At 67.3% G+C, this 26,081-nt stretch carries 30 protein-coding genes and 1 pseudogene; 16 read left to right on the top strand and 15 right to left on the bottom strand.

Going from position 1 to position 26,081, the window contains the following annotated elements; translation table 11 throughout:
- The 3 genes and pseudogenes from I5803_RS21550 (at position 1) to I5803_RS21560 (ending at position 3,097) form a co-directional block, all read left to right on the top strand.
- Positions 1-1,185, top strand: a complete 1,185-nt coding sequence (locus tag I5803_RS21550; RefSeq protein ID WP_196988357.1) for an alpha/beta hydrolase family protein — start codon at positions 1-3, stop codon at positions 1,183-1,185.
- Between the two features lie 73 nt (positions 1,186-1,258).
- A pseudogene (locus I5803_RS21555) lies at positions 1,259-2,377 on the top strand (PilT/PilU family type 4a pilus ATPase); the annotation flags it as partial.
- 213 nt (positions 2,378-2,590) lie between these two features.
- Positions 2,591-3,097: a Crp/Fnr family transcriptional regulator gene (locus I5803_RS21560; RefSeq protein ID WP_196988359.1), complete on the top strand. Its 507-nt coding sequence runs from the start codon at positions 2,591-2,593 to the stop codon at positions 3,095-3,097.
- Positions 3,098-3,105: 8 nt separating this feature from the next.
- Here the strand turns inward: I5803_RS21560 and I5803_RS21565 are convergent, their stop codons facing one another.
- Positions 3,106-3,369, bottom strand: coding sequence for a hypothetical protein (locus tag I5803_RS21565; protein WP_196988360.1), 264 nt, complete (start codon positions 3,367-3,369; stop codon positions 3,106-3,108).
- Positions 3,370-3,501: 132 nt separating this feature from the next.
- Here I5803_RS21565 and I5803_RS21570 point away from each other — a divergent pair, with 132 nt between their 5' ends.
- Positions 3,502-5,421 (top strand): PAS domain-containing hybrid sensor histidine kinase/response regulator, encoded by a 1,920-nt coding sequence (locus tag I5803_RS21570; protein ID WP_196988361.1) that lies wholly within the window; start codon positions 3,502-3,504, stop codon positions 5,419-5,421.
- Between the two features lie 41 nt (positions 5,422-5,462).
- Here the strand turns inward: I5803_RS21570 and I5803_RS21575 are convergent, their stop codons facing one another.
- On the bottom strand, positions 5,463-6,296 hold the full coding sequence (locus I5803_RS21575) for an aldo/keto reductase (RefSeq protein ID WP_196988362.1): 834 nt from the start codon (positions 6,294-6,296) through the stop codon (positions 5,463-5,465).
- A 42-nt stretch (positions 6,297-6,338) separates the two neighbouring features.
- Positions 6,339-7,013 (bottom strand): Type 1 glutamine amidotransferase-like domain-containing protein, encoded by a 675-nt coding sequence (locus I5803_RS21580; protein ID WP_196988363.1) that lies wholly within the window; start codon positions 7,011-7,013, stop codon positions 6,339-6,341.
- Between the two features lie 153 nt (positions 7,014-7,166).
- Here I5803_RS21580 and I5803_RS21585 point away from each other — a divergent pair, with 153 nt between their 5' ends.
- The 5 genes from I5803_RS21585 (at position 7,167) to I5803_RS21605 (ending at position 11,862) form a co-directional block, all read left to right on the top strand.
- Entirely contained in the window at positions 7,167-9,083 is a 1,917-nt protein-coding gene (locus I5803_RS21585) for a TOL_0244 family TonB-dependent receptor (protein ID WP_196988364.1), read from the top strand.
- A gap of 156 nt (positions 9,084-9,239) precedes the next feature.
- On the top strand, positions 9,240-9,764 hold the full coding sequence (locus I5803_RS21590) for a hemerythrin domain-containing protein (RefSeq protein ID WP_196988365.1): 525 nt from the start codon (positions 9,240-9,242) through the stop codon (positions 9,762-9,764).
- On the top strand, positions 9,761-10,900 hold the full coding sequence (locus I5803_RS21595) for a glutathione-independent formaldehyde dehydrogenase (protein WP_196988366.1): 1,140 nt from the start codon (positions 9,761-9,763) through the stop codon (positions 10,898-10,900). Before I5803_RS21590 ends, I5803_RS21595 begins: the two co-directional genes overlap by 4 nt.
- Entirely contained in the window at positions 10,897-11,355 is a 459-nt protein-coding gene (locus I5803_RS21600) for a DUF6328 family protein (RefSeq protein WP_196988367.1), read from the top strand. The genes I5803_RS21595 and I5803_RS21600 overlap by 4 nt, the downstream gene beginning before the upstream one ends.
- Before the next feature lie 96 nt (positions 11,356-11,451).
- Positions 11,452-11,862, top strand: a complete 411-nt coding sequence (locus I5803_RS21605) for a VOC family protein (RefSeq protein WP_196988368.1) — start codon at positions 11,452-11,454, stop codon at positions 11,860-11,862.
- Here the strand turns inward: I5803_RS21605 and I5803_RS21610 are convergent.
- Together I5803_RS21610 and I5803_RS21615 are read right to left on the bottom strand one after the other, a co-directional pair.
- Positions 11,846-12,445 (bottom strand): M15 family metallopeptidase, encoded by a 600-nt coding sequence (locus I5803_RS21610; RefSeq protein WP_196988369.1) that lies wholly within the window; start codon positions 12,443-12,445, stop codon positions 11,846-11,848. The genes I5803_RS21605 and I5803_RS21610 overlap by 17 nt on opposite strands.
- Complete coding sequence (locus I5803_RS21615; protein WP_196988370.1) at positions 12,445-12,960, bottom strand: M48 metallopeptidase family protein; 516 nt, start codon at positions 12,958-12,960, stop codon at positions 12,445-12,447. The genes I5803_RS21610 and I5803_RS21615 overlap by 1 nt, the downstream gene beginning before the upstream one ends.
- Positions 12,961-13,093: 133 nt before the next feature.
- Here I5803_RS21615 and I5803_RS21620 point away from each other — a divergent pair, with 133 nt between their 5' ends.
- The gene (locus tag I5803_RS21620) at positions 13,094-13,453 is read left to right on the top strand and encodes a DUF1428 domain-containing protein (protein WP_196988371.1); all 360 of its coding nucleotides are present in this window, start codon (positions 13,094-13,096) and stop codon (positions 13,451-13,453) included.
- Entirely contained in the window at positions 13,450-13,929 is a 480-nt protein-coding gene (locus tag I5803_RS21625; RefSeq protein ID WP_196988372.1) for a VOC family protein, read from the top strand. The genes I5803_RS21620 and I5803_RS21625 overlap by 4 nt, the downstream gene beginning before the upstream one ends.
- A 6-nt stretch (positions 13,930-13,935) precedes the next feature.
- Here the strand turns inward: I5803_RS21625 and I5803_RS21630 are convergent, their stop codons facing one another.
- The 3 genes from I5803_RS21630 to I5803_RS21640 form a co-directional block, all read right to left on the bottom strand.
- Positions 13,936-14,409, bottom strand: coding sequence for a cupin domain-containing protein (locus I5803_RS21630; RefSeq protein WP_196988373.1), 474 nt, complete (start codon positions 14,407-14,409; stop codon positions 13,936-13,938).
- Between the two features lie 27 nt (positions 14,410-14,436).
- The gene (locus I5803_RS21635) at positions 14,437-15,216 is read right to left on the bottom strand and encodes a transglutaminase family protein (RefSeq protein WP_196988374.1); all 780 of its coding nucleotides are present in this window, start codon (positions 15,214-15,216) and stop codon (positions 14,437-14,439) included.
- 121 nt (positions 15,217-15,337) lie between these two features.
- Complete coding sequence (locus I5803_RS21640; protein WP_196988375.1) at positions 15,338-15,625, bottom strand: DUF2277 domain-containing protein; 288 nt, start codon at positions 15,623-15,625, stop codon at positions 15,338-15,340.
- Positions 15,626-15,687: 62 nt separating this feature from the next.
- On the opposite strand from I5803_RS21640, the gene I5803_RS21645 reads away from it, so the two are divergent.
- Positions 15,688-16,737, top strand: coding sequence for a hypothetical protein (locus I5803_RS21645; protein ID WP_196988376.1), 1,050 nt, complete (start codon positions 15,688-15,690; stop codon positions 16,735-16,737).
- Positions 16,738-16,793: 56 nt separating this feature from the next.
- Positions 16,794-17,867 carry an MBL fold metallo-hydrolase gene (locus I5803_RS21650; RefSeq protein WP_196988377.1) on the top strand — a complete coding sequence of 358 codons (1,074 nt, stop codon included), beginning with the start codon at positions 16,794-16,796 and terminating at the stop codon, positions 17,865-17,867.
- 15 nt (positions 17,868-17,882) lie between these two features.
- On the opposite strand, the gene I5803_RS21655 is transcribed toward I5803_RS21650, so the two are convergent.
- The 7 genes from I5803_RS21655 to I5803_RS21685 form a co-directional block, all read right to left on the bottom strand.
- Positions 17,883-18,284: a nuclear transport factor 2 family protein gene (locus I5803_RS21655; protein ID WP_196988378.1), complete on the bottom strand. Its 402-nt coding sequence runs from the start codon at positions 18,282-18,284 to the stop codon at positions 17,883-17,885.
- A gap of 127 nt (positions 18,285-18,411) precedes the next feature.
- Entirely contained in the window at positions 18,412-19,263 is an 852-nt protein-coding gene (locus tag I5803_RS21660; RefSeq protein ID WP_196988379.1) for a PA4780 family RIO1-like protein kinase, read from the bottom strand.
- A gap of 40 nt (positions 19,264-19,303) precedes the next feature.
- Positions 19,304-20,440: a hypothetical protein gene (locus I5803_RS21665; RefSeq protein WP_196988380.1), complete on the bottom strand. Its 1,137-nt coding sequence runs from the start codon at positions 20,438-20,440 to the stop codon at positions 19,304-19,306.
- Positions 20,437-20,790, bottom strand: a complete 354-nt coding sequence (locus tag I5803_RS21670; RefSeq protein ID WP_196988381.1) for a hypothetical protein — start codon at positions 20,788-20,790, stop codon at positions 20,437-20,439. Before I5803_RS21670 ends, I5803_RS21665 begins: the two co-directional genes overlap by 4 nt.
- 92 nt (positions 20,791-20,882) lie before the next feature.
- The gene (locus tag I5803_RS21675; protein WP_196988382.1) at positions 20,883-21,788 is read right to left on the bottom strand and encodes a pseudouridine synthase; all 906 of its coding nucleotides are present in this window, start codon (positions 21,786-21,788) and stop codon (positions 20,883-20,885) included.
- Positions 21,789-21,790: 2 nt separating this feature from the next.
- Positions 21,791-22,642, bottom strand: a complete 852-nt coding sequence (gene trhO / locus I5803_RS21680; RefSeq protein ID WP_196988383.1) for an oxygen-dependent tRNA uridine(34) hydroxylase TrhO — start codon at positions 22,640-22,642, stop codon at positions 21,791-21,793.
- Between the two features lie 42 nt (positions 22,643-22,684).
- Positions 22,685-24,028 carry a sensor histidine kinase gene (locus I5803_RS21685; RefSeq protein WP_196988384.1) on the bottom strand — a complete coding sequence of 448 codons (1,344 nt, stop codon included), beginning with the start codon at positions 24,026-24,028 and terminating at the stop codon, positions 22,685-22,687.
- Between the two features lie 174 nt (positions 24,029-24,202).
- Between I5803_RS21685 and I5803_RS21690 the strand changes: the two genes are divergently transcribed.
- The 3 genes from I5803_RS21690 (at position 24,203) to I5803_RS21700 (ending at position 26,055) form a co-directional block, all read left to right on the top strand.
- Positions 24,203-24,925: a Crp/Fnr family transcriptional regulator gene (locus I5803_RS21690; protein WP_196988385.1), complete on the top strand. Its 723-nt coding sequence runs from the start codon at positions 24,203-24,205 to the stop codon at positions 24,923-24,925.
- Positions 24,926-25,206: 281 nt separating this feature from the next.
- Positions 25,207-25,779, top strand: coding sequence for a Crp/Fnr family transcriptional regulator (locus tag I5803_RS22470; RefSeq protein WP_196988386.1), 573 nt, complete (start codon positions 25,207-25,209; stop codon positions 25,777-25,779).
- Positions 25,780-25,830: 51 nt separating this feature from the next.
- Entirely contained in the window at positions 25,831-26,055 is a 225-nt protein-coding gene (locus tag I5803_RS21700; RefSeq protein ID WP_196988387.1) for a hypothetical protein, read from the top strand.
- The last annotated feature ends 26 nt before the right edge of the window (positions 26,056-26,081 follow it).

Consider the following 26,081-nt stretch of genomic DNA (forward strand, 5'->3'; position numbering starts at 1 on the left):
ATGAACCGCCTCCCCCTCTTCGCTTCCCTCTGTTTTGCGCTTGTCCTCGGGGCCTGTGGAGGCGGCGGGGGCGCCAAGGATCCCGCGCCCACGACCCCGCCCACGTCGGCCAATCCGGCGGGCCCCGGCCAGTTCCTGGGCGCCACGCTGCTCAAGACGATCAGCCCGGCCGAGGTGTCCGCCGCGCTCGCCAAGGACGGCGACGCCGCGTTCCTCGCCACGCCCCGCTATGCGGTGCAGGCCTGGCGCATCACCTACCTTACCGTGGACGAAGCGGGCCGGCAGACCGTCGCCTCGGGGCTGGTCGGCGTGCCGCAGAAGGCCGCCAACGCGCCCAGCCCGGTCCTGAGCTACCAGCACGCCACAATCAAGTCGCAGGCGGATGCGCCCTCCAGCCTTGCCAGGCTCGGCGACCCGCCGGTGGTGCTGGCGTCGCTCGGCTACATCGTGGAGGCGGCCGATTACGTGGGCTTCGGCGTGTCGGCGGGGACGCCGCATCCTTACCTGGTGTCCGCGGCATCCGCGTCGGCGGTGATCGACTTCCTCACCGCGTCGAAATACTGGCGCGGCACGCAGCACATCGCCGACAACAAGCAGCTGTTCCTCACGGGCTACTCGGAAGGCGGCTACGTGACGGTGGCGGCGCAGCGCGCGCTGCAGGCCGGCACGACGCCGCATCGCAGCGAGCTGGTGCGCGTGGTCGCGGGCGACGGCCCCTACGACGTCGGCGCGACGATGGACCAGCTGCTGGAGATCATGCGCACCGACTACTTTCCGCTCGGCTACGTGCTCAACCCGGGCTTCCTGCGGTACCTGGGCGACGAGGACAGGCGCCACGCGCGAGACATCCTCCTGGCCCTGTTGATCGGCATCGATCCCTCGGTCGTCTACTCGCCCACGGTGGTCGACAACTTCCTGAACGACAACCGCGCCGCGATCGACAGCCTGAGCAGCGTCTACGACTGGGCGCCCGAGGTGCCGCTGGACCTGTTCCACGGCCGCGACGACCGCACCGTGCCCTATGTGAGCGCGACCCGCACCCTGCAGGCCATGCAGGCGCGCGGCGCCGGCAACCGCGTCACCCTGACCGACTGCGTCGCGCAGCCGGCCGGCCACGCCCAGTGCGTGCTGCCGTACTGGCGTTTCGTCCTGGGCAAGTTCGCCGCCGACGCGAAGGATCTTTGATCCGCCCTGCGCGATCTGTCTTACAGTTGTAACCTGCCCAACCCCCGCTGCCTCCCGGCGGCCAGGAGAAGACATGGAACAACAGGAAAAGCAGCAGTACCAGGCCATCGTGCACAAGATGCTCGCGGCGATGGTGCAGTTGAAGGGTTCGGATCTGTTTCTCACGGCCGGCTTCCCGCCCGCCATCAAGCTCAATGGGAAGCTCACCAAGCTCAACGAGAACCCGATGACGGCGGAGCAGACGGGCAAGATGGCGCGCGCCATCGCGTCCGAGAAGCAGTGGCAAAGCTACATCGACACCAAGGGCCAGAACTTCGCGATTTCGCTGGAGGGCGTCGGCCGCTTCCGCATCAACATCTTCACGCAGCAGCAGCGCACGGGCATGGTGATCCGCGTGATCACCACCGAGATCCCCGATTTCGACAAGATGAACCTGCCGCCCGTCCTGAAGACGATCGTGCAGGAAAAGCGGGGGCTGATCCTGCTGGTCGGCGGCACGGGTTCGGGCAAGTCCACGACCCTCGCGGCCATGCTCGGCGTGCGCAACCAGGAGACGCACGGGCACATCATCACGATCGAGGACCCGGTCGAATACGTGCACCCGCACAGGAACTGCATCGTCACGCACCGCGAGGTCGGCATCGACACCGTGGGCTGGTTCGATGCGCTCAAGGACACGCTGCGCCAGGCGCCCGACGTGATCCTGATCGGCGAGATCCGCGACCACGAGACGATGGAGTACGCGCTCAACTTCGCCGAGACGGGGCACCTGTGCATGGCCACCCTGCACGCGAACAGCGCCAACCAGGCGATCGACCGCATCGTGAACTTCTTCCCGATCGAAAAGCACGAGCAGGTGCGCAACGACCTCGCGCTCAACATGCGCGCCATCGTGTCTCAGCGGCTGGTGCGCAAGATGTCGGGCGGTCGCGCCGCCGCGGTGGAGATCCTCCTGAGCACCTCGACCTCGCGCGACGCGATCGCCAAGGGCGAGATCGGCCAGCTCAAGGAGATCATGAAGAAGTCGGTCGAGCTCGGCATGAAGACCTTCGACCAGTGCCTGTACGAGCTCTACGACGCGGGCGAGATTTCGCTGCAGGAAGTGCAGGTCAATGCGGACGCCAAGAGCGAGCTGATGCTGCGCCTGAAGCTCAACAGCAAGCGCTTCATCCGCGAGGAATTGCCCGGCGGTGGCGGCGGCGACACGGGCGGGCTGTCGCTGCAGGCCGAACCGGAGCCCGAAGAGGAGCCGACGGGTCCGCTGATCGTCAACATCAAGAAGCCCGAGCCCAAGCCTGTCGTGGCTGCGGCGCCCGCACCCGCCCCGGCGATGGAGCTGTCGCTGGAGGAAGTGCCGGCGCCGCCGCCGCCCAAGGCCTGAACGTCTTCACCTCGCGGAGGCTGCATGAACGAGTTCGACAACATCGACGATCACTTCGCCCGCTATGCCCGGGAACTGTCCGAAGACCCGTCGGCCCGGTTCGCCGCGCTGCGGCAATGCTCCTTCTTCCAGCCGGTGCCCGATGACTGGCTGCGGCGCATGTCGGAGATGGCGCAGGTGAAGACCTTCCGCTCGGATGTCTGCGTCACCACGCAGGACGAGGAGATGCGGGCGTTCTACGTGATCCTGTACGGCTCGGCCGAGGCGTATCGCAACGGCAAGGTGGTCGGCCGGATCGAGACGGGGGACTGCTTCGGCGAAGGCATCTTCTTCGCTGACGGGCAGATCACCACCTCGGCGACGGTGATCGCCGACGACAAGTTCGTCGCCGCAGAATTCAGCAAGACCGTGGTCGAGGCCATGCACGCCGACGCGCAGGCGATGGTGAGCATGAACAAGGCGCTGATGCTCGCCCTCTTCAAGAAGCTCAATGCCGCGAACCGGAAGATCGAGCGGCTGATGCTGGTGTAGGGCGCGGCTCAGCGCCGGCCGAACAAGTAGCCGATCGCAAACGCGAGGCCCACGCAGGTGAGCGGCTTGCGGAGCACGCCCTCGCGCAGGTCGCCCGCGAGCCCTTCCAGCACGTTGTCGGCCGTCACCGGCTTGACCACGAAGAGGTTGATGCGTTCGCCGTCGGGCGGGCCGTCGAGCGGGGCGACGCTGGCCGTGGGGATGACGCGGGCGGGACCGTCGAGGTCCACGTCGGGCAGGGGGATCGCAGAGGCTGCGGTAGTGGTTTGCATGAAGGTCGCCTGATGGGTTGAAGGCAATCTACGTCCGCCGAAGTGGCCGCGACGTAGGCGCACGCCGCGTGCATCTTCACCAACACGCCGACGGACGCCCTCAAGTCCCCCACCCCTTGGCAGAATGCAGGGGTGCAAACACACATTTCGCCAACCGCGGCCGTGCGGACGGAGCAGCGCTTCCAGACCCTGTTCGAGCAAGCCCCCTTCAGCGTGCAACTGCTGTCCGTGGACGGCCGCACGCTGAAGGTCAACCAGGCGTGGAAGGACCTCTGGGGTGCGCAGGACGGCGACCCGCTGCTGCAGTTCGTGCTGGCGGAATACAACATGCTCGAGGACCCGCAGCTCGAAGCCAAGGGCGTGGCCGCGCCCTTGCGCCGTGCCTTCGCGGGCGAGGCCGTCCGGCTTCCCGCGATCCTGTATGACCCGGTCGCACTGGGCAAGCCCGGCCTTGCGCGCTGGGTCGAAGCGACGGCGCGGCCGATCAAGGCGCCGGACGGCAGCGTGCTCGAAGTCATGTTGATCCACGAGGATGTGACGGACCGCCTTATGGCCGAGCGCGAGCTGCGTGCGAGCGAAGCGCAGTTCAGGACGATCGCGGATGCGATGCCGCAGATGGTGTGGTCCACGCTGCCCGACGGGTACCACGACTACTACAACCGGCAGTGGTACGAATTCACCGGCATGCCGGACGGGTCCACGGACGGTGAAGCGTGGAACGGCATGTTCCATCCCGAAGACCAGCCGCGGGCCTGGGCGTTGTGGCGGCACAGCCTGGAGTCCCTGGAGCCGTACGAGATCGAGTACCGGCTGCGCCATCGCTCGGGGGAGTACCGGTGGGTGCTGGGGCGGGCGCTGCCCGTGCGCAACGAAGAGGGCCATGTGGTGCGGTGGATGGGGACCTGCACGGACATCCACGAGAAAAAGCAGGTGCGGGACGAATTGCTGGCCGCCAACCGGCGCAAGGACGATTTCCTCGCGATGCTCGCGCATGAATTGCGCAACCCGCTCGCGCCGATCAGCACGGCGGCGCACTTCCTCAAGACGGCGCCGAACGACCCGGACAAGGTGCTGCGATCCGCCGAGATCGTCGAGCGGCAGGTGCGCCACATGACGATGCTGGTCGACGACCTGCTGGACGTGTCGCGCGTGACGCGTGGCCTGGTGGAGCTCGAGAAGGCGCCCGTCGCGATCAAGGCCGTGGTCATCCACGCGATCGAGCAAGTCCGGCCCTTGATGGAGGCGCGCGGGCACCGGCTCACGACGCGGATGCCGGCCGGCGAGGTGCACGTCCTGGGCGATGCGACCCGGCTCGTGCAGGTGATGTCGAACCTGCTCACGAACGCCGCGAAGTACACGCCCGCCAACGGCGCGGTGTCGGTCTCGATGGAGATCGGCGAGCAGGTGGAGGTGCGCGTGGCCGACAGGGGGATCGGGATCGAGCCGCAGCTGCTGCCCCACGTGTTCGAGCTGTTCACGCAGGGCGAGCGCTCGCCGGATCGCTCGCAGGGCGGCCTCGGCCTGGGCCTTGCGCTGGTGAAGAGCCTGGTGGAACTGCAGGGCGGCCGGGTGACGGCCGACAGTGCGGGGCGCGGGCAGGGCAGCACCTTCACCGTCACGCTCCCCATCCTCGCCGACAAACCGGAGCCCGCCGCGCCGGCGACGGCGGGCCAGGGCATCATGAACGCCACGCGGCCGCTGCGCGTGATGGTCGTCGACGACAACACCGACGCCGCCGAAACCCTGGGCATGCTGCTGGAGAGCCTGGGCCATCACGCCACGGTGATCCACGACCCTGCGAAAGCGCTGGAAGCCGCCGCGCATGCGGCCTTCGATGCCTTCGTCCTGGACATCGGCTTGCCCGGCATGGACGGCTACGCGCTCGCCACCCGGCTGCGTGCCCATGAACGATGCGGCGCCGCGACCTTCATCGCGCTGACCGGCTACGGCACGGAGGACGACCGGCGCCGTGGCAGCGAGGCGGGCTTCGACCACTACCTGGTGAAGCCGGCCGACCTGGGGGAGCTCGCGAGGCTGCTGCAGCGGCCTTGAGCCGCAGCGAAACGAGCGCGCGCCGGTTTCAGGCGAGCGAATCAGATCATCTCGAGCGGCGTCGCGCGCTTGGGCGGCGGGAACAGCGCGTCGAGTTCTTCCAGCTGCGCGGTCGTCAGTGGATGTTCGATGGCGAGCGCGTTCTCCTCGAGCCGTCGGCGGCTGCCGGTCTTGGGGATGGCGATCACGCCGTCCCGGGCGAGCAACCACGCGATGGCCGCTTGCGCCGGGGTCATGCCATGGCGCTGCCCAAACTCCACGAGCCCGCGCCGCCGCACCAGCCGTCCTTCGTCCAGCGGCGAGTAAGCCATCACGGGGATGCGGCGTTCGCGCAGCCACGGCAGCAGGTCCCATTCGACGCCGCGCCGCGCGAGGTTGTAGAGCACCTGGTCCGTTTGCACCGCGGCGCCGCCGGGCAGCGCGTGCAGCTCGCCCATGAGCGAAAGGTCGACATTGCTCACGCCCCAGTGGCGGATCTTGCCGGCGCGCCGCAGGGCCTCGAAGGCCTCCACCGTTTCCGCGAGCGGCACGTTGCCCGGCCAATGCAGCAGGTACAGGTCGATCGCGTCGACGCGCAGGCGCCTCAGGCTGTCGTCGCAGGAGCGCTGCATCGCGCGGCGCGACGCGTTGTGCGGGTAGACCTTGCTGACGAGGAACACCTCGTCGCGCCGCCCGTCGATCGCCTCGCCCACCAGAGCCTCCGAACGCCCGTCCCCATACATCTCGGCGGTATCGATGAGCGTGAGGCCCAGGTCGATGCCGCGCCGCAGGCATTCGATTTCCTCGCGCCGCCGGGCCGGGTCGTCGCCGATGCGCCAGGTGCCCTGTCCAAGGGCCGCGACGGATTCGCCGCAGGGGAGGGTGAGGTGTTTCATGCCGCCAGTATCGCGCGCACCGCGCGGCCGGGCAGCGCAGCATCAGGCGGCGAAGTGCCTCCAGTTCCCTTCCGAGATCACCTCCGCCTTCCCCTCCACCACCTGGATGGCCGTCTGGTCGTCGATGGCGTAGGACGGGTTGCCCAGCCCTGCGGCCCAGCGCTCGGCGCTCGCCATGGAGTTCCCCGGCGAGCCGGGCATGTCCAGGTGCGGGAAGATGGAAAAGCCCACGATGCCCAGGCCCTTGTCGTCGCCGGTGATCGGCGGCTTCATCTCGACGAAGTCTTCCCCCACGCGCGGGGTCATCGCCATGCTGCCGGCGCTGAGGCCCATCCACACCTTGTCGCGCAGCGCGGGCAGCATGGCGGCCAGGCCCGACTCGCGCAGCCAGTGCGCGAGGTAGACGGCGTCGCCGCCATTGGCCAGCAGCACGTCGGCGTCGCGCACCCAAGCGGTCCACCGGTCCCGGGGGATCGAGGGCAGCGCCGTCAGCTCGAGCAGGCCCACGGACTTCCAGCCGAGCTCCACCATCGGGCAGCGCGGCTCCTGCCCGCTGACGAAGCGGAAAGCCGCCGCCGGGCTCACGTGGGGATGGCCGTACCCGGCCGTGGGGATGCACAGCGCATGGCATTCGGCGATGGGCTTGCCGAGCAGCGCGACGAGGGCGCGGCGGATGCTCTCGTTCTTCACGCCCGCGGAGGTCAGCAGCAGTTTCATGGGTTCCTTCTGGTGGATATCGACGCGCCGGGTGTCCACGCCGTACCACACGACGAACGAGGGCGCCGGTATTCGACACGTCCAGCGTAGGACAAGGCCCACATCCCGCCCGGCCCGCGTCACATTCGGTGGTGACGCCGTTAACATGCGCGGATGAGGCATCGAACCAAGGTACTGCGCGCCACAGTCATCATGCTGGCTCACGCCGCCGTGCTGCAGGCGCACGCCGCGCCCGGGGACCTGGCGTTAGCCCAACAGCTGGCCGACCTGAGCCTCGAGGAGCTGGGCAACCTGGAGGTGACTTCGGTGTCGGGACGGGCCGAGAACCTGCAACGCGCCGCCGCCTCCATTTTCGTCATCACCGCGCAGGACATCAGGCGCTCCGGCGCGACCTCGCTTCCCGGGGCCCTGCGCCTCGCGCCGAACCTGCAGGTCGCGCAGACCAGCGCGGGGCAATGGGCCATCAGCGCCCGCGGCTTCCAGGACCTCATCGCGAACAAGCTGCTCGTCCTGATCGACGGCCGGACCATCTATTCAGCGCTCTTTGCTGGCGTGTTCTGGGATGCGAACGACGTGGTGCTGGAGGATGTCGAGCGCATCGAGGTCATTAGCGGCCCCGGCGGCACCATCTGGGGCGCCAACGCCGTGAACGGGGTCATCAATGTCGTCACCCGCAGGTCCACGGACACGCAGGGGACGCTGCTCTCGGTGACCCGGTCGGGCCAGGGCGGCCGCGAAGTGGCGCGATGGGGCACCGCCCTGGGCGAGTCGGGCCACCTGCGCATCTACGGCCTGGCCGTGGACCGGGGAAATACCAGGCTGCCGAGCGGTATTGCCTTGGCCGACGCGAGCAGCCGCAACCAGGTCGGCTTCAGGGGGGATTGGGGGTGGGGCCCTTCGACGCTGACAGTCCAGGGCGACGCGTACAGGGGTGGCGATACGCCGGCAAATTCGCTGGCGCCGCTCATCCACGGCGGCAACCTCCAGGCGCGGTGGCGCAGCACCTTCGCCGACGGCTCAGCGTATACGGTGCAAGCCATCCACGACGTGGCGAATCGCGACGACGTGGACCTCTTCATCAATCGCGTCGCCACCACGGATCTGCAATTCAGCCATGAAGCCAAGGTGCCGGTGGGCCAGCTGCTGTGGGGCGCGGGATATCGAAGCGCCCGGGACACCAGTGCGCCGACCGCACTCGTGCTGTTCAACCCCGTCGAACGCAAGCTCGCGTGGACCAACGTGTTCGCCCAGTACCAGTGGCCCCTGGCCCGGCAGCTGCAGTTGACGGCGGGCCTCAAGCTCGAGCGCAACAGCTATACGGGCGTCGAACAACTGCCCAGCCTGCGCCTCGCGTGGGAACACTCCGAAACCGCCACGACGTGGGCGGCCGCCTCGCGGGCGGTGCGAGCGCCCGCGCGAATCGACCGGGACTTCTATTTCCCCGGCGCCGCGCCCTTCGTCATCGCCGGTGGCCCCAACTTCCAGTCGGAAGTTGCCAATGTCTACGAGCTGGGGCATCGCGCCCAGCCCAGCAAGAACCTGCAATGGTCGGGCACGCTCTTTCGCGACGAGTACAAGGGCCTGCGCAGCGGCTTGCCCGGCCAGCCGCTGCCCAACACCGTGGAGAATCTCGTGCAGGGCCACATCCACGGCCTCGAAGCCTGGGGGGCCTGGCAGGCGACCCCGACCTGGCGGCTGGCCGGCGGTTTCCTGGCGATGCAGAAGCGGCTTCACTATTGCTGCGGGATCAGCCCGGCCACGACGGACTTCCCGGGCCTGGGCGTGGACGCGAGCACGCAGTGGTCGCTGCGTTCGAGCCACGATTTCGGCCACCAGGTCGAGCTGGACCTGATGGTCCGCCGGGTGGGTGCGCTCTCCGGCACGGTGCCGTCGTACATCTCGCTGGACGCACAGCTTGCCCGGCAGGTCAGCCCGCAGCTGCGGGTCGCCCTGATCGCGCGCAACCTGTTCAACCCGCGCCATGTGGAGTACCTCAGCACCGGCTCGGGCGGCGCCCCGGACAGCCAGTTCGGGCGGCGCTGGATGCTGCAGGCCCGCTGGGACCTCTAGCTGCGCGCCACGCCTGAGCCTCAAGCGGGGAGGCTCGGCGGAGCATTCTTGAAACTTCCTACGCGCCTGTGCAGCCTGTCCCACACGCCCGTCACCTTCGCCGTCCTAGATTGGTCCTCCGCACTGCCACCGGTGCACACCCAATCAAAGGACCCCATGAAACAACAGCCCGCCTACGAAGACGCGATCGACCTCCTGGACGCCGACCACAAGCTCGTCAAGAAACTGTTCATCGACTTCGGCGCGCTGGTCGAGGACGACGCGCCGCCCCAGTTCAAGCAGCTGGTCGCCGCGAAAATCTGCCGCGAGCTCACGATCCACGCGCAGGTCGAGGAAGAGATCTTCTATCCCGCCGTGCGCGAAGCGATCGGCGACGAAGCCCTGATGGACGAAGCCGAAGCCGAGCACGCGCAGGCCAAGGAGCTGATCGCGAAGATCGAAGGCATGGAAGCGGACGACGAGGGCTTCGACGACGCCGTCAAGTCGCTCGGCGAGATGATCGACGAACACGTGCACGAGGAGCGCGAGCAGATTTTCCTCAAGGCGAAATACGCGGACCTCGACCTGCGCGGCATGGTGCCCGACCTGGTGGCGCGCAAGAAGGCCTTGCAGCCGGGCAAGCCCGCGCCCTCCAGGGCGAAGAAAACGACCCGTGCTTCCGCGAAGAAGGAGCACGCATGAGAGCCCTCGTCTACAACGGCCCGCGCCAGGTGGTCGTCAAGAACATGCCGGACGCGAAGATCGAGCGCGCCACGGACGTGCTGGTGCGCATCACCAGCACCAACATCTGCGGCTCCGACCTGCACATGTACGAAGGGCGCACGTCGATGCAGCCGGGCCGCATCCTCGGCCACGAGAACCTGGGCGAGGTGATCGAGATCGGCGGCGCGGTGGACCGCGTGAAGGTGGGCGACCGCGTGTGCCTGCCCTTCAACATCGGCTGCGGCTTCTGCGAGAACTGCGAGAAGGGCCTGAGCGGCTTCTGCCTCACCTGCAATCCCGGCAACGCGGGCGCCGCGTACGGCTTCGCGGACATGGGCCCGTATGCGGGCGGGCAGGCGGAACTGCTGCGGGTGCCCTATGGCGACTACAACTGCCTGGTCCTGCCGCGCGGGGCGGAGGAAAAGGAAAACGACTACGTCATGCTGGCGGACATCTTCCCCACGGGCTACCACGCGACCGAGCTCGCGCAGGTGCAGCCCGGCGACAACGTGGTGATCTACGGCGCCGGACCGGTGGGCCTGATGGCCGCGTATTCGTCAATGATCCGCGGCGCGGCGCTGGTGATGGTGGTCGATACGCACAAGGACCGGCTGGCGCTGGCGGAGAAGATCGGCGCGGTCGCCATCGACGACACCGAAGGCGGCGGCATCGAGCGCGTGATGGAGCTCACCGGCGGCAAGGGCGCGGACAAGGGCTGTGAGTGCGTGGGCTACCAGTGCTGCAACATGCATCGCGAGGAGGTGCCCAACCTCACCATGAACAACCTCGTCGCGACCGTGAAGGCCACCGGCCGCATCGGCGTGGTGGGCGTCTTCGTGCCCGAGGACCCGAACGCGGACAACAAGCTGGAAAAGCGCGGGCAGATGGCCTTCGACTTCGGGCAGTTCTGGTTCAAGGGCCAGAAGATCGGCACGGGCCAGGCGAACGTGAAGGCCTACAACCGCTTCCTCAGCCGCCTCATCGAGAAGGACAAGGTCAAGCCTTCCTGGATCGTCTCGCACGAGCTGCCGCTCGAGCAGGCGCCCGAGGCCTACCAGAAATTCGACGAACGGCGCAAGGGATGGACCAAGGTGGTACTCAAGCCGGGCAAATGAGCGAAGACGTTCCGTTGAAGGATGCCCTGGGCTTTGCACTCGACGAGGCCCGGATGATCCTCCCGGGCGTCCAGGCGCTCTTCGGCTTCCAGCTCATCGCCGTTTTCAACCAGCGCTTCGAGGAAGTGCTGGACGCGCCGGGCCGCGCGCTCTTTCTCGCCGCGCTCGTGTCGATCGCCGTGTCGTGCGCGCTGCTCATGGCGCCCGCCGCCTATCACCGGCAGGTCGAACGCGGGCGCGTGTCGCGCCACCTGCTCGAACTCGCCTCGCGCTTCATCGCCTGGGCCCTGTACGCGTTGATGGTGGCGATCGCCTTCGACGTCTACCTCGTGGCGCAGGTCGTCACCGGCTCGCCGTCGGTCGCGCTCGCGCTGGCCGCTCTGTGCCTCGCGCTGTGCCTGGGCCTCTGGTATGTGCTGCCCTGGGCCAGGGCGCGTGCGCTCTCGCGCGGCTGACGGGCCGGCAGCCTGTCGATTCCGGCGGTCCCCGTTCGTCGTATCGTCGGGGCCCCGGATCCGCAGGGCGCCCACGACCCCGACGCAAGGAGCACCATGACCAAGAAGATCTTCATCAGCCTGCCGGTCTCCGACCTGGCGGCCTCGACCGCGTTCTACCGGGCCCTCGGCTTCGGACAGAACGCGCACTTCAGCGACGACACCTCCGCCGCCATGGAATGGAGCGAGGCGATCCACGTCATGCTGCTCACGCACGAGAAGTGGCGCACGTTCACCCAGCGGCCGTTCCCGGCGGCGGGCACAGCCGGGCACATGCTCTCCCTGTCGATGGACAGCCGGGAAGCGGTCGATGCGATCAATCGCGCGGCTGCTGCGCACGGCGGCAAGGCGGACGCGAACCCGCCGGAGGACCACGGCTTCATGTACTCGCGCGACATCGCCGATCCGGACGGGAACCTGTGGGCCACGTTCTGGATGGACCCGGCGGGGGTCAGTCGACCCGGGTGAAGTGCGCCCGCACGTGCTCGCGATCGAGCATGTCGAAGTGCCACCACTCGTTGTCGATGCCGTTGAACCCGCTGTGAAGCAAGGCATTGCGCAGCAGCAGCCGGTTCGCGTGTTGCGCCGGGGTGAGCGTGCCCTCGGCCAGGTGCCGTGCCTCCAACTTCGGGTGCGACATCGGCGTCATCTCGTCGAAGCCGCTGCCCATGTCCAGCTCGCGGCCTTGCGGGTCGAGCAGCGTCGCATCGAGCGCCATGCCGAAGGAATGGATGGATCCCCGCGCGGGATCGGCAACGTACTGGCGCAGGTCCGTGCCGTCGAGGTGGTCCCACAGCACGACCTGCACGCGGTGAGGCCGCAACGCGTCGAGGATCAGCAGGCGGTGGCCGGGCGCCTCGCGGGCGAGCCGGGCCACCGCGCGCTCGATGCCCGCCGCGGCGAGGCGGTGCAGCCAGGCGCAGTCGAGCGTGCCGTACATGTCCCGCCCGACGAAGTTGTCGGTGCCGGCATAGCGCAGGTCCACCGCGATGCCCTCGATCGAGGACAGCCGCCTGAAGTCGGCGTGGCCGTGGATGTCCTCGCAGCGCATCAGGCAGGCTCCGCGGGCGCGAGCTCCTGCGCCGTGAGCCACAGGCGCAGGTCGAATTCGAGCTGGTGGTAGTCCGGCTCCATGTGGGCGCACAGCGCGTAGAAGGCCTTGTCGTGGTCGCGCTCCTTCAGGTGCGCAAGCTCGTGCACGACGATCATCCGCAGGAAATCCGCAGGCGCCTCCCTGAACAAGGTGGCGATGCGGATTTCGCGCTTGGACTTCAGGCGGCTGCCCTGCACGCGCGACACCGTGCAGTGCGTGCCGAGCGCGTTCTTCAGGATGTGCAGCTTCGGGTCGTAGGCGACCTTGGCGATGGGCGGCGCGCTCCTCATGCGGCTGGACTTGATCTCGTTCACGTAGTCGTAGAGCGCGCGCTCCGTGCGGATGTCGTGCATTTCGGGGTGGCGGCGCGTCACGGTCTGCAGCAGGCGGCCCGAATCGATGAGCTCGCGCACCTGTTCCAGGAGTTCGGGCGGGTAGCCGTGCAGGTAGGGGAGGGGATGGGCTGCCGGCATGGGGGGATTTTCCCATGGGCGTTCTATGGCTGAGTTGCCTGCGGACGGTTGCACGTGCCGCTGTCGATTTCGCTAACCTTCGTTCGTCGTCAGACACGGGCGGCATTTCGCCGCCTCATCCGTGGAGAGCCCAATGAATTACATCGATGGATTCGTCGTCGCCGTCGCGACGGCCAACAAGGAAAGCTACCGGCGGCACGCCGAGACCGCCGCCAGGGTGTTCATGGAAAACGGCGCATTGCAGGTCGTCGAATGCTGGGGCGACGAGGTGCCCGAGGGCAAGCTCACGTCCTTCCCGATGGCGGTGCAGCGCAAGCCGGACGAGACCGTGGTGTTCTCGTGGATCACATGGCCGTCGAAGGCGGTGCACGAAGCCGGGATGAACAAGGCCATGGAAGACCCGCGCCTGAAGAACATGGACATGCCGTTCGACGGCAAGCGCATGATCTACGGCGGCTTCCAGGTGATCGTCGATACAGGAGCGAAAGCATGACCCCCAAGAACACCATCTGCCTCTGGTACGACCGCGACGCCGAAGAGGCCGCGAATTTCTATGCCAGGACTTTCCCCGACAGCAAAGTCCGCGCCGTCCACCGCGCGCCGGGCGACTATCCCTCCGGCAAGAAAGGCGACGTGCTGACGGTCGAATTCACGGTTGCCGGCATTCCTTGCCTGGGACTCAACGGCGGTCCGGCGTTCAAGCACAGCGAGGCGTTCTCGTTCCAGGTCGCGACCGACGATCAAGCGGAGACCGACCGCCTGTGGAACGCCATCATCGGCAACGGCGGCGAGGCCAGCCAATGCGGCTGGTGCAAGGACAAATGGGGACTGTCGTGGCAGATCACGCCGCGCGCGCTGACCGACGCCATCACCGATCCGGACCCTGCGGCTGCGAAGCGCGCCTTCGAAGCGATGATGGAGATGGGCAAGATCGACATCGCGAAGATCGAGAAGGCGCGCAAGGGCTGAGGATGCCTACTCGCCGTCCCAGTAGTCGAGCGCCTGGGACGTGCGCGTGAGGTGGCGCACCGCGCCGCTGCCGAACGCGCCGATCTTGCCCGAGTCGGGGTATTCGCAGACCTCGGCGGGCTTCATCGTGCTCACGGACACGAAGGCGAGCGGCGCATCGGAGTCATTGATGATCTGGTGCGCGGTGTCGGCGCCGCCCGTGGGGCAGGCGATGAAATCGCCCGCACGGATCTTGCGCGTCTGCGTGCCGTAGCGCAGCAACCCCGAGCCGCTGACGATGAAGAACATTTCTTCCTCGGCGTGGTGGCTGTGGAACGGGCAACCCGTCTTGCCGGGCGGCAGGACGTCATAGGAGTAGCCGAGATCTTTGGCGCCGAGGCGCGGGCCTACGCGCGCGCTGCGCGACTCGAACTTGTCGCCCTGCTGGAAATGCTCGAGCTGCAGCTCGTCGATGTTGATGACGCGGTCGTCGATGGACATGGTGTAGCTCCTGCCGGATCGTGCATGTTACGCACGATCCACCTTCACCGTCATCGCGTCGATCTTCATCTCGCCGTAGTTCGAGAGGAATGCGACGTCCGCGATGTCGCGGCCGTAGGCCAGCACCACGCGGCCGCCGCGGGGCTGCTCCTGCGTGGCGTCGAAGGTGTACCAGCGCCCGCCCACGTAGGCTTCGAACCATGCGTGCAGGTCCATCGGGTCCAGCTCGTGCAGGTAGCCCACCACCACCCGCGCGGGGATGTGCAGGCTTCGGCACAGCGCCACGCCGATGTGCGCGAAGTCGCGGCAGACGCCCGCGCGGGCGGCCATCGTCTCCAGCGCATCGGTGGATTCGCCGGAGACGCCGTAGCGGTATTCGTGGTTCTCGTGGATCCAGCGCCGTATCGCCTCGACCTCGGCGTAGCCGCTGGCCGCGTTGCCGACGGCGCGCCTCGCGTGCTCCTCCATCTTGTCGGACGGGCAGTAGCGGCTTTGCAGCAGGTAGACCAGCGCGGCATCGGGCACCTGGTCCACGGGCGTGCGGGGCGCATCCATGTCCACCGCGAGGGTGTCCTCCGTCTCGACTTCCGAACACACGGAAATCCGTGTTTGCCCTGCCGGCACCGTGAAGCGCTGGCACAGGTTGCCGAAGGCGTCCTCGTATTCGGTGGCGGGCTGCCAGGGCGAGATCTCGTAGCGGTCCGAGATCACCCATTGCGCCTGGCCGCTGCGCGGGCGCAGCACGGCGACGGTGGGGCATGGCTGCGGGCATTGCAGCGTGAGGTCGGTCGATACGTTCAGTCTCATGGTGGATCGAGTGTGCAAAAGCCCGCTGGGGCCTCCTGTCGGACAAGGGCGCTTTCGCATTGGCGGTAGGCCGCGCGGACATTCCCGCCTCCGCATGAATCGCTGGACCGGGCCGTTTTTACTAGGGGGAACTTGCTCGTGTCACGCCGAATCGAGCGGCACTCCGCTCGCGCGCCTTGGCAGCCTCCACCTCGCGCGTGCGTGGCTCGGCGTTGGTAACCAGCGACTGAATCATCTTGCGCGCCGACGCGGCAACTTCTTCCACCGCGCGCTCGAAGGCCGCCTTATTCGCTTTCGACGGCACGTTGAGGCCACTGAGCTTGCGTACGAATTGCAGGGATGCATCGCGGATCTCCAGCTCCGTCGCAGGTGGTTCGAAATTGAACAGGGTCTTGATGTTCCGGCACATGGTTGTGTTTCCTGCATACGTTGATGTCGTCATACTATCGTCATCAAAGGAGGTATGGGTGCATGCGATCGTTCGGCTTTTGGGTTCGTTCCAGTTTGCTGCTGATGTACTTTGTACCCCAGTGCGCCGGCGCTCAAGGCGCGGGGTCGTGGGGCGGGGCCAAGGATCTCGCCCAATTAGCCATTGCTCTGGGGGTGCTGGTATTCGTTGTATGGGCAATTGTGGTTTGGCTTGTCATAGGTCGCTTCGTACAGGAGGGCAGAAAGCGCTTGGTATTTACTTTGTTGATCGCGTGCTCCCCAATCGTATATCTGGGAGTCACGAGCAAGCTCTACAACGACGGCCTCGAGGAACTGGCTCAAACGGAGAGAGATGTGCGTGATCAGGCGGCGCGATACTTGGTGAAGAATTGTCCTGTTCAGCGCAAGATGACCACGCCCATTGCGCTGCCGTCAGGAGTGGGGATCTATGTGAGCAGCAGCGGCGATGCTTCACCTGAGATCGCGAATATTCCCGCCCCTCCCGCGTCAACGAGGAAGTCGCAGCGCCAGATCGAGCGATATGGAGTGACCTATCCGCATTTAAGCGATGGGCCCCAGTTTCGAAGCCCCCTCTATTGGACTCGTTCGGCATACCCAGACGGCGTGCTGGCCGGGGGGGCAGGGTTCGTGGAATTTTGGGACCCGTATAAAAAACTTCGTATGAGGAAGGCTTCCTTTCGGTGGTGGAAAGAAAACACGCCACCACTCGAATTCGCAAATCTCATGGAGCCTTACCACGGTGGGATCTACCTGCGGCCCGAATCGACGGTGACCTTTCCGGCGGGCAGGTTGCAATCAACCCATAGGCTCGACATTCGCGATGTGTCCACCTTGGAAGATCGGCAGCATTGGGTAGCACGTGGCCGCATCAGTCTAGTGAAAGAGGCAGACAAGGAACTGGTGGCGGAGTATGTGGGACTTTCGGCAGCGCAGTCGATCATTTCTGCTGGATATGGATATTGGTGGGAGCAGGTCAGAATGTGCGACGGTCCCGAGTCCAACTATCTGGAGCGTGGTCGCTGGAACGCCACGCAATTCTTTTTCAAGGAAATTGCGAGAGTCTCGCAGTAGGATGGGCATCGAACAAGGAGTTTCGGATGAGCCTCTTGAAACGAGCAATTTTCATCTTGCTCCTAACCGCAGCGTTGCTCGCCGCTCTTGCCTGGGCCACCTTCCAGCTCCCCGTCTTTGGAGGCGCACCTGACGCCCGCCTGCTCGAACGCATTCACGCCTCCAAACAATTCCACGCCGGCCGCTTCGAAAACACGCCGCCCTACGTGAGCCAACTCACCTTGTCGGGCGAACTCAAGTCCTACCTGGGCGACGAGGTCCGCGAGCCGCAATTCGAAGTTCCGGTGCAGCGCATGACCGCTGCGGAACTCGCGCGCCCCGTCGCGCCCGGCCTGCGCGCGTGGTGGCTCGGTCACGCGAGCGTGCTGCTGGAGATCGACGGCGTGCGGATCATGACCGACCCGGTGCTCTCCAAGCGCGTGTCGCCGTTCCAGTTCGTCGGACCCGCGCGGCTGCATCCGCCACCGCTCGCGTTAAGCGAGCTGAAGAACGTCGACGCCGTGGTGATCTCGCACGATCACTTTGACCATCTCGACATGGACACGATCCGAGCGCTGGCCGCCGGCGGCACGCACTTCTACGTGGGCCTGGGCATCGGCGCGCACCTCGCGAAGTGGGGCGTCCCCGCCGCGCAGATCCACGACATGGACTGGTGGGACAAGGCGGAGGTGCGCGGCGTCACGATCCATTGCGCGCCGGCACGCCACTATTCGGGGCGCAAGAGCATGGACAACTCCACGCTGTGGTCCTCGTGGATGGTGAAGGGTCCGGAGCACTCGGCGTACTTCAGCGGGGATACCGGCTACACGGCGCACTTCGAGCAGATCCGCGAGCGGCTGGGTTCGCCGCAACTCGCGTTGCTCAAGATCGGGGCGTACGGCGCCTGGGAGAACATCCACATGACGCCGGAATCGGCCGTGCTCGCATCGAAGGACCTGGGCGCGCAGACGATGCTGCCCGTGCACTGGGCGACGTTCAACCTCGCGTATCACGCGTGGGAGGAGCCGATCGTTCGCGCCGTCGCGGCCGCGAAGGCGCAGGGCGTGCAGATCGTCACGCCCAGGCCGGGCGAGAAGTTCGAGATGGGCCGGCCCTTCGAGAGCCGCGCCTGGTATCTCAAGGGAGCGTGAGACGACTCAGGCCGTTCAGGCCGTCGCGGCCTGCTTTTGCACCGGCGTTTCCGTGTGCATGACGCATTGCCAGCGGCCGTCCTTGCGCACCCACGTCGACGAGTCGTGCATCTCCTGCACGTTCTTCTGGTTCTTGCCGCGCGGCGACATGGTCTGCTTGACGCCATAGGTGAGGATCGCGGTGTCCGGCCCGGCGAGCACGACTTCCATGTCCGAGAACTCGTAGGCCGTGACGACCTGGGTGCCCTGCGTCGCCATCTTTCGGTAGGCGGCGTGATCGAACTTCATCGCGCCATGCGCGCTGACCATCAGCGCGGGTTCCGCGAGCAGTTGCGTGGCCGTGTCGGCGTCCTGTGCGACGAGCGATTGCCAGAAGCGCTCTTCCAGCTTGATGAGTTCCTGTTCGGTCGATGCCATGGGGTTCTCCTTCGAGGGGCAATCCTCCATTGGCCCACGCCCGCGGCAGCTCGTCATGGGAGGGTGGAGCAAAGCGCTGTGCGGCGCGTCCTACATGCGGGTTTGCGGGGGTGGGCGGGAAGTCGCGCTAGCGCGGCGCGGGTTGCATGCGCAGGCGCCGCGCGGCGTCTTCCGCGCGGGCGTCGTCCACTTCGCGCAGCACCCCGCCCAGGTCCACCGCGCGTTCTTCGCGGGTGAAGGCGCCCGTCAGCACCGTCTCCGTGGACAGCAACCCGCGCTGGAACAGGTCCCAGATTTCCGCGCCGAAGTTCGTGCGCAGCAGCTCGGGCGCGAAGCGGCCGAAGAAGTTGCGCAGGTTGCCCACGTCGCGCAGCAGCATGCGTTGCGCGTGGTTGTTGCCCGCCGCGTCCACCGCCTGCGGCAGGTCGATGATCACCGGCCCGTCGGCGCCGAGCAGCACGTTGAATTCGGAGAGGTCGCCGTGGATCACGCCGGCGCAGAGCATGCGCACGACCTCGCGCAGCAGGAAGGCGTGGTGCGTACGCGCTTCGTCGGCCGTGAGCTCGACGTCGTTGATGCGCGGCGCGGCGTCGCCCTGTGCGTCGGTCACGAGTTCCATCAGCAGCACGCCGTCGTGGAAGTTGTAGGGCGTGGGCACGCGCACGCCCGCGGCCGCCAGGCGATACAGGGCATTGACTTCCGCGCTCTGCCAGGCGGCCTCCTGGGCCTGCCGCCCGAACTTCGTGCCCTTGGCCATCGCGCGGGCCTGCCGCGTGTTCTTGACCTTGCGGTTCTCGGTGTAGTCCACGGCCTGGCGGAAGCTGCGGTTGGTCGCTTCCTTGTAGACCTTGGCGCAGCGTGTCTCGTCGCCGCAGCGCACCACGTAGGCCAGCGCTTCCTTGCCGCTCATGAGCTGGCGCACGACGGTGTCGATGAGGCCCTCGTCGACGAGGGATTGCAGGCGCGGCGGTGTCTTCATGCGCCATTGTCGTCGCCAATGCGCAGGGGGGCGGGACGGGCTAGAAACTCAGGAGTGATTTCGGGCTGATGCTCAGGTTGATCGAGGAGCCATATTCGTCCCCGGAATTGTCGACGCGCCGTTGCTTCCCGGCACGCAGGCTCAACCAGGTTCCTTCCGCGATCTTCATGTCGAGGCCCAGCGCCTGTTTGTAAGTCCAGTCCGCGGCGGTGGGAGCGCGCGTTCTGGCATTGCTGAGTTGCGCGATCGCCCGCAGGCGTTCGGAGCCGATGGCCAGCGTGCCGATCACCAGGTTGCTCGATTGGCGGTCGGGAAGGGCATTGGCCATGGTCTCTTCGGTGGGTGCATCCCATGTCCGCTTGAAGGCGCCCGTGAGCGCGCCTGCGGTCTTCGCGTCCGCGTCACCGAAGCCCCAGGTCGCGCCGATGACAAGCGCGCGGCCCAGACTCCTGTATCCGGTGCCGGGCGAGCTGTATTCGCCGGCGACGACCGAGCCCCACGCGCGCGACGCGTTCCAGCGCGCGGACTTCGTGACCTTCTCTCGGCACTGCTGCGCACGGTCGTCCATTACTTTCTTCTCGGCATCGGTCACCTGGGTCATCCCGGTCTGCGGCGTGTCGGTCGGCTTGGACGGCGGAATCAGGACGCAGGGATCGTTGTCGGCGGGCGCCCGGCCGGCTGCCTCGAGCGCGTCCCAATACATCACCAGGGGATCGTCCTTGTGGGGAAGAAAGTAGAAGCTGGTCTCGATGGCCACCGCGCGCCGGTGGTGCGCCACGCCCTTGACCTCGGCGCTTCCCTGCGCATAGCTGAACGCGGTTCCCCCCCACGCCCGGGCGATGGCATGGTTGTTGTAGGTGCTGACGTTGAGGGGCAGCAAGGATGTGCGTGCCGGCGTCAACGAGAGGCCGAATGCTTGCTTGTTGCCCAGGGGCTTGAGTGCGAGCGTGAAATCGCGCGGATGCTGGACCACGAGCGTCTGGTCGGCCGACACGCCAAGCATGTCCATGGCGGACACTGCGCCCGGCGCGGCGTCGATCGAGAACTTCGACAGTTCGCTGTCGCCCTTCTTGCTGTCGAACAGCTGTGTCGTGCCGTCGGCCGCGCCGGCGGGCGCGATCCAGAATGCGGCCGCGGCGGCGAATACCGTAGGGATGGTTCGCATGGCGGGCCTCACTGGACTTGCAGGATGAACTGGTTCTTGTACGCCTGCGAGTCGTGCGCGTCCGATGTCGTGTTGACATCGCCGTGCGCTGCGCCGACCGACTTGTTGGCCACCTGGATATCGAAGTCGAAGACGCCGTTGACGGACTCTTCGACCCGGCAGGTGAGGACGCACGTGTATTGGCCGGGCTGCAGGCTGGCTTGCTGCTTTTCCAGCGCCTGGGTGACCTGTTGCAGCAGGTTGCTGCCCGCCGCCTTCCAGCCGTTCGGGGTGGCCTCCCAGAAATCCAGGCGGGCGGTGATGATGGTTCCACCGCTCCTGGCAAGCGAAAGTTGAACGGGTGCTTTTGCAGTGATCAGCATGATGGGTTCCTCCGTGGGGCGGAATTCTCATGTCTGCCGTTCTTTGACGCATCCTCCAATCTGAGGAGATACCGCGAATACACGAACGCCGGCTATGCCTCCCCCGGAAACCGCAACTGCCGCGCGCTGCAAAGAAACCGTTCCCCGCCGGTGACCGGGTCACGAAACGCGATGCTCTGCGCGAGCAGGCGCAAGGGGTTGGACGTGTCGTCCGTGCCCACGGGCAACAAGTTCGGATAGATGCGGTCCCCGAGGATCGGCAGGCCGAGCGCGGCCATGTGCACGCGCAGCTGGTGGCGCTTGCCGCTCGCGGGGCGCAACCGGTAGCGGGCCCACGCGCCGCGCGCTTCCACGCACTCGATCCCGGTGTGCGCATTGGGTTCGAGCCCTTCGGCGGGATCGGCCTCGCGCATCGTCATGAAGTGATCGCCCTCGACCAGCGTGTTGCTGCGCGTCAGCGGGAACGCGTATCGCGTCGTGGCGGGCGCGATCGCCTCGTACACCTTGGCCACCTTGCGCGCCGCAAAGAGCGCCTGGTAGCCCGCGCAGATCGACGGATGCTTCGCAAACAGCACCACGCCGGCCGTCTCTCGGTCGATACGGTGGATCGGGGTCAGCGCCGGGGCGGCGAGTGCGCGGCGCAGGCGGACCAGCAGGGTTTCCTGCAGGTACGGCCCCGAGGGCGTGACGGGCAGGAAATGCGGCTTGTCCGCGACGACGAGCAGTTCGTCCTCGAACAGGATGTCGGCCTGCGCGGCATTGGGCGCCTCGTGGGGCACGGTGCGGTAGTAGTACAGCTTGCCGTGCGGCACGTAGGCCTGCCGAGGTGCGACGGCACGGCCGGCGGCATCGACGACGTCGCCGCTTCGCATGCGCGCGACCCAGTCGTCCGCGCTCACGCCCGGGAAGCGCTCCACCAGGAAGTCCAGCATGCTGGTCCATGGGCCCGCGGGCAGCGACACCTGGCTCGCGCCGACGCCGTCGCGGGGCGCGAGCATGGCTAGTCCTGCCCCGACTCGTCCAGCCGGCGCGCGCGCTGCAGGCGCCATGCGTCGTCGCCTTCGGGGTGGTAGACGTCGTCCAGCGTCGTCGCCGTTTCCCGCAGGTGCGTGTCGAGCGCGACGCGGTTGTCGAAGACGAAGCACTCGCCCTTCCACTCGCGCTGCGCGTCCGGCATTTCCTGGAAGTAGTTGAGGATGCCGCCTTCGAGCTGGTAGACGGGCACGTCCATGTCCCGCATCCACGCGCTGGTTTTCTCGCAGCGGATGCCGCCGGTGCAGTACATCGCGATCCGCTTGCCCTGCGCCTTCCATTCGTCGACGTGGGCGCGCACGTAGGCGGGAAAGTCGCGGAAGTTCGTCACCTGCGGATCGATCGCGCCTTCGAAATGGCCGAGGCGGTATTCGAAGCTGTTGCGGTTGTCCAGCAGCACGACGTCGGGTTCGTGGATGAGTTTCGCCCAATCGCGCGGGCTCACGTTGATGCCCGTCTGGCGCGCATCCACGCCCTCCACGCCGAGCGGCACGATCTCCTTCTTCACGTGCACCTTCAGCTTCGCGAAGGGTCGCGTCGCGCAGGCGCTGCGCTTGAAGGGCATGCCCGTGAAGGCGCCGCCGAACACGGCGTCGTGTTGCAGCGCCTCTTCCACGTACCTCACCGCGGCGGGCGTGCCCGCGAGCATGCCGTTGATGCCCTCCGTCGCCACGAGGATGCTGCCGGTGATGCCTGCCGCGGGGCCCCGCGCGAGCAACGCACGCAAGGAATCGGCCACGGATTCGGGTTCGGGCAGCGGCGTGAAGCGGTAGAACGCCGTGTGGGTGAGCGGGGCGGTGGCGCCGAGCGGCATGGACATGCCCCATTTTCCCACGCGGCAACACCCCGCATGGGCGCCCGCTCAGTGCTGCGTGAAGTTGCCGCTGAGGTTCTCGTTCGCGGCCCGCGCGAACTCGGCGGCCGAGAGCGCGAACGCGGCCTCGTCGAGCACGGGCAGCTTCACGGTGAATCGGCTGCCCCGGTCCACGCCTTCGCTCGCGACTTCCACGCTGCCGCCATGGTCGCTCACCAGGTGGCGCACCAGCGTGAGGCCGATGCCCAGCCCGCCCGCGCCGCCCGCCGCCCGGGAGTCGCCCTGCACGAAGAGGTCGAAGACGTGGGGCATCAGGTCCGCTGCGATGCCGATGCCGTTGTCGACGACGTCCACGACGGCCTGCGCCTGCACCTGCGCCACCTTCACGGCGATCGAGCCGCCTTCGGGCGTGTAGCGGGCCGCGTTCTGCAGCAGGTTGCCCAGCACCTGGGTGAGGCGCGACGCGTCGCCCACCACCCACACCGGATCGGGCGCGGCGAACACCTGCACCTCCTGGGCCTTGGCCTGGGTGGCGGCGCTGGTCATCTCCACCGCGTGCCGCACGAGGTCGTTGAGCTCGGTGCGGTCCTGCCGCAGCGCGACCTTGCCCTGCGTCACGCGCGTCACGTCCATGAGGTCGTTCACGAGCTGCGTCAGCTGGGCCGTCTGGCGGGCCATGACTTCGCAGCGCTTGAGCAGTTCGGCCGCGCCCAGCTCGGGCTTGAGACGCAGCACGGTGAGCGACAGGTCCAGCGTGGCGAGCGGGTTGCGCAGCTCGTGCGCGAGGGTCGTGACGAACTGGTTCTTGCGCAGGTCGGCCATCTCCAGCGCGGTCTGCTTCTCGCGCAGCTGCTGGTGGATGCGCAGCAGCTCGCGGTTCTGCTGCTGGATTTCGTCCAGCGGCGAGTGCACCTTCGTCTGGGACAGCTGCTCGCGCAGCACCGCGAGCGCCGCGGCGCCCAGCTCGGGCACCGACAGCGGCATGTCCATCTCCAGCCGCACGAGCGTGCCGCCTTCGGGGCGCGCGAGCAGGGTCATGCGGTCGACGAGGCGGCGGCTGCCGGGAATGCCCATGGATTCGCGGCCCGACTCCAGCGCGAAGCCGTGCAATGCCTTGTCCGTGTCCGCGATGCCCGGGCCGGCATCGGTGATCTCGGCGATCACGCATTGGCGGCGCTGCGAATGGGGCGAGGGCGCGACGAGGAAGCTGGCCTTGCCGCCGCCCGCGTACTGCACGGCGTTGCGCGCGATCTCGGACACGGCCGTGGAAAAGCGGGTCTGCTGCAGGCCTTCGAGGCCGACGCACCTGGCGACCTCGCGCACCTGCGTGCGAAGGCTCGCGACGCTTTGCGCGGAAATGGGAACGACAAGGATCGGTTGCGGGAGCGACATGGCGGTGGGAAATGGGGGCTTGCGGGTTGGATACTACGTCAGGGTCCCTGCCTTGTCCGTCCGCTGGCGTACAAAGGATGAGTCGAATGCACAAAGGGAAGCGCCACGTACGCTACCGTACAGACGCACTGCGGCGGGACCGGCGAAGCTCGCCCATCATCGCATTGGGACCCCATGAGCTCTCCCCCCGACCCCTGCAAGAACCGCCTGATCGCCGCCCTGCCGGAGGACATCCTCGCGCGCTGGATCCCCCGGCTCACACCGTTCGAAATGCCGCTCGGGGAGGTGCTGTACGAATCCGGCAAGCAAATGTCGCACGTGTACTTCCCGACGGATGCGATCGTCTCGCTCCTGTATGTCATGGAGAACGGCGACTCCGCCGAGATCGCCGTCGTGGGCAGGGAAGGCGTGGTGGGCGTGTCGCTCTTCATGGGCGGCAACTCCACGCCCAGCCGCGCCGTGGTGCAAAGCGCAGGCGGGGGCTTCCGGATGCGCTCCGACGAGATGTATGCGGAGTTCACTTCCGACGTGCGGGTGATGCAGCTGCTGCTTCGCTACACGCAGGCGCTGCTCACGCAGATGGCGCAGACGGCGGTGTGCAACCGCCACCACGCGCTGGACCAGCAGCTGTGCCGCTGGCTGCTCCTCACCCTGGACGCGCTGGACGGCGACGTGGTGCTCATGACGCAGGAGCTGATCGCCAACATGCTGGGCGTGCGGCGCGGCGGCGTGACGGAGGCGGCGCTCAAGCTGCAGGCCGCCGGGCTCATCCGCTACAAACGCGGGGAGATCGAGGTGCTGGACCGGCCCGGGCTGGAGAAGCTCACCTGCGAATGCTATGCGGTGGTCAAGCGCGAATACGACCGCCTGCTGCCCCCGCGCGTGGTGGCCACCTGAGCCCGCTGCGCGCTCCGTACGCCAGCGGACAGACGGCATCGCCGATTGCGCGCACCGTGGTTTGACTGCGGTGGCCCGGGAAGCATGGCGGTCGCGGCCGCCGGCTCCCGGCGCCGCCACATCATTCCCGCGATGCCTGCGACCCCTATCTGCCCGCTGCCTCCAACCGCCTCCTGGGCCTGCTCGCCCCCAACGACCGGAAGTCGATCCATTCGCGCAGCGAGACCGTCGACCTGACGCTGGGCGATGTCGTGTACGAGGGAGGCGGGCCGACCCCGCATGTGTACTTTCCGCTGAGCGGCTACCTGTCGCTCGTCTACGGGCAGCCGGACACGCCCAAGATGGAAATCGGCATGGTCGGCTCGGAAGGCTTCGTCGGCTCGCAGCTGTTGCTGGGTGTGCCCACGGCGCCCTGGCAGGTGGTCGTGCAGGGCAGCGGGATGGCGGCCAGGATCACCGCGGCGGACTTCGGCAGGTGCCTCGGGGCCAGCCAACCCCTGCGCTCGGTCCTCGAGCGTTACGTCGCGGTCCTGATGGCGCAGTTCTCCATCGCGGCGCCCTGCCTGCGCTTCCACGACATCTTCCAGCGGCTCGCGCGCTGGCTGCTCATGACGCAGGACCGCGCCGGCTCGGAGCAGTTCGAATCCACGCACGAATACCTGTCGTACATGCTGGGCGTGCGCCGGGCCGGCGTCACCGAAGCGGCCGGCGAGCTGCAGCGCCGCGGCGCCATCGTCTACGAACGCGGCGTGGTGCGCGTGCTCGACCGCGGGCTGCTGGAGACGTCGTCGTGCAGCTGCTATGCGGCCGATTGCGCATCCTACGAGGCGGTGCTGGGCGTGCCGGCGAGGTAACAACACGCATCCGCGCGTACCTGCCACCGTGACGCGCGCGACAATCGGCCGATGAAAATTGCCTATGCGAGCCGGGACGGCCAGGGTCCCTCATTCGAAATCGAAGCCGACAGGCACGGAAGCTACACGATCAGGCAGGACGGCAAGGTGGTGAAGCGGGTGACCGCGCTCACCCAGTACGCGGGGCGGCCCCGGTGGGGCAGCAAGAAGCTCGAGTTGCGGGCGATCGAGGATGCCAAGGCCGCCGCGGAAGCCCTGCGCCTTCCCGCGCCCTAGCGGGGCGCCCGCCGCACGCTTGCCGA

Source organism: Caenimonas aquaedulcis (assembly GCF_015831345.1).
GTDB lineage: Bacteria > Pseudomonadota > Gammaproteobacteria > Burkholderiales > Burkholderiaceae_C > Ramlibacter > Ramlibacter aquaedulcis.

Bases quoted from the DNA above. Each gene is read 5' to 3' on its own strand.
- I5803_RS21550 (WP_196988357.1), top strand. From the start codon at position 1: ATGAACCGCCTCCCCCTCTTCGCTTCCCTCTGTTTTGCGCTTGTCCTC.
- I5803_RS21560 (WP_196988359.1), top strand. From the start codon at position 2,591: ATGAACGAGTTCGACAACATCGACGATCACTTCGCCCGCTATGCCCGG.
- I5803_RS21565 (WP_196988360.1), bottom strand. From the start codon at position 3,369: ATGCAAACCACTACCGCAGCCTCTGCGATCCCCCTGCCCGACGTGGAC.
- I5803_RS21575 (WP_196988362.1), bottom strand. From the start codon at position 6,296: ATGAAACACCTCACCCTCCCCTGCGGCGAATCCGTCGCGGCCCTTGGA.
- I5803_RS21580 (WP_196988363.1), bottom strand. From the start codon at position 7,013: ATGAAACTGCTGCTGACCTCCGCGGGCGTGAAGAACGAGAGCATCCGC.
- I5803_RS21585 (WP_196988364.1), top strand. From the start codon at position 7,167: ATGAGGCATCGAACCAAGGTACTGCGCGCCACAGTCATCATGCTGGCT.
- I5803_RS21590 (WP_196988365.1), top strand. From the start codon at position 9,240: ATGAAACAACAGCCCGCCTACGAAGACGCGATCGACCTCCTGGACGCC.
- I5803_RS21595 (WP_196988366.1), top strand. From the start codon at position 9,761: ATGAGAGCCCTCGTCTACAACGGCCCGCGCCAGGTGGTCGTCAAGAAC.
- I5803_RS21600 (WP_196988367.1), top strand. From the start codon at position 10,897: ATGAGCGAAGACGTTCCGTTGAAGGATGCCCTGGGCTTTGCACTCGAC.
- I5803_RS21605 (WP_196988368.1), top strand. From the start codon at position 11,452: ATGACCAAGAAGATCTTCATCAGCCTGCCGGTCTCCGACCTGGCGGCC.
- I5803_RS21610 (WP_196988369.1), bottom strand. From the start codon at position 12,445: ATGCGCTGCGAGGACATCCACGGCCACGCCGACTTCAGGCGGCTGTCC.
- I5803_RS21615 (WP_196988370.1), bottom strand. From the start codon at position 12,960: ATGCCGGCAGCCCATCCCCTCCCCTACCTGCACGGCTACCCGCCCGAA.
- I5803_RS21620 (WP_196988371.1), top strand. From the start codon at position 13,094: ATGAATTACATCGATGGATTCGTCGTCGCCGTCGCGACGGCCAACAAG.
- I5803_RS21625 (WP_196988372.1), top strand. From the start codon at position 13,450: ATGACCCCCAAGAACACCATCTGCCTCTGGTACGACCGCGACGCCGAA.
- I5803_RS21630 (WP_196988373.1), bottom strand. From the start codon at position 14,409: ATGTCCATCGACGACCGCGTCATCAACATCGACGAGCTGCAGCTCGAG.
- I5803_RS21635 (WP_196988374.1), bottom strand. From the start codon at position 15,216: ATGAGACTGAACGTATCGACCGACCTCACGCTGCAATGCCCGCAGCCA.
- I5803_RS21640 (WP_196988375.1), bottom strand. From the start codon at position 15,625: ATGTGCCGGAACATCAAGACCCTGTTCAATTTCGAACCACCTGCGACG.
- I5803_RS21645 (WP_196988376.1), top strand. From the start codon at position 15,688: ATGCGATCGTTCGGCTTTTGGGTTCGTTCCAGTTTGCTGCTGATGTAC.
- I5803_RS21655 (WP_196988378.1), bottom strand. From the start codon at position 18,284: ATGGCATCGACCGAACAGGAACTCATCAAGCTGGAAGAGCGCTTCTGG.
- I5803_RS21660 (WP_196988379.1), bottom strand. From the start codon at position 19,263: ATGAAGACACCGCCGCGCCTGCAATCCCTCGTCGACGAGGGCCTCATC.
- I5803_RS21670 (WP_196988381.1), bottom strand. From the start codon at position 20,790: ATGCTGATCACTGCAAAAGCACCCGTTCAACTTTCGCTTGCCAGGAGC.
- I5803_RS21675 (WP_196988382.1), bottom strand. From the start codon at position 21,788: ATGCTCGCGCCCCGCGACGGCGTCGGCGCGAGCCAGGTGTCGCTGCCC.
- trhO (WP_196988383.1), bottom strand. From the start codon at position 22,642: ATGTCCATGCCGCTCGGCGCCACCGCCCCGCTCACCCACACGGCGTTC.
- I5803_RS21685 (WP_196988384.1), bottom strand. From the start codon at position 24,028: ATGTCGCTCCCGCAACCGATCCTTGTCGTTCCCATTTCCGCGCAAAGC.
- I5803_RS21690 (WP_196988385.1), top strand. From the start codon at position 24,203: ATGAGCTCTCCCCCCGACCCCTGCAAGAACCGCCTGATCGCCGCCCTG.
- I5803_RS21700 (WP_196988387.1), top strand. From the start codon at position 25,831: ATGAAAATTGCCTATGCGAGCCGGGACGGCCAGGGTCCCTCATTCGAA.